The sequence below is a fragment of the Candidatus Desulfolinea nitratireducens genome (genome assembly GCF_982879505.1).
The window spans coordinates 1-747 of the sequence record NZ_CEYOSI010000200.1 but is presented as its reverse complement, the minus strand read 5'-3'; the positions used below and the strand labels follow the sequence as shown (position 1 = coordinate 747).

Below are 747 nucleotides of genomic sequence, written 5' to 3'. Positions count from 1 at the left end.
TGTGTCTGCGCGTTTGATTTCGCGTGCTTCCTGGTTTGCTCCATTAGGATTAGGTTCTGTGCTTATATTGAAGACTTTTTTATTTTGGTATCGTTCAAGGCGGATTTCAAAAAATGTTTGGGTAAGCAGGCTGGGTACCAGGATTAATGGAACGATCTTAGGATTGATAGTTTGTTTTGTGTTTTTTACCCCAGTTTTAGTTTCTACATTTATGCCCTTGATACCTGCTTATTTTGATGTATTAGACCATAATAAACAATTATCACAAGTCGGTGCATATATTGATCAGGCCACCACGACTCAGGTGATGGTAATTGCCCTCGATTATGTAGATATTCAAATGCTTCCAGGTGTATCGTCGCACACTACTTTGATTTCCTTTCGAGAGGAAATGGATTATAACGGCCATAACAATTTCATGCCGTTAGATGAGGTCCGTGAAAGGATTAAAGCCAGTAATATAATTCGATCTTTAGATCAAACAATGGATCCTGAAGAACGTTGTGGCCTAATTGAGAATTTTGATCTAAGATTTGTGCTGGCCGAATCAAATGAGGTAGATATTTATAAGAATATTGTAGAAAAGTGTGAAATAGCGGTTGAAGAAGCATATCGAACAAAGGAACTGATCCTTTTAGAAATAAAGTAATAATAATATTTGGAGAATCTGAACCCTAAGGAATTCATCTTACTAACTGATGTTACGCGTTTACCAGATTTCGGAGCCTTGCCCCCACCCAGCCTCCC

General features: G+C 38.3%; 1 protein-coding gene. It reads left to right on the top strand.

Translation table 11 applies throughout. The features are described 5' to 3' along the window. On the top strand, positions 1-649 hold a 649-nt coding region (locus tag AC3DOM_RS14400; protein ID WP_487919742.1), incomplete at its 5' end, for a hypothetical protein. Positions 650-747 lie beyond the last annotated feature (98 nt).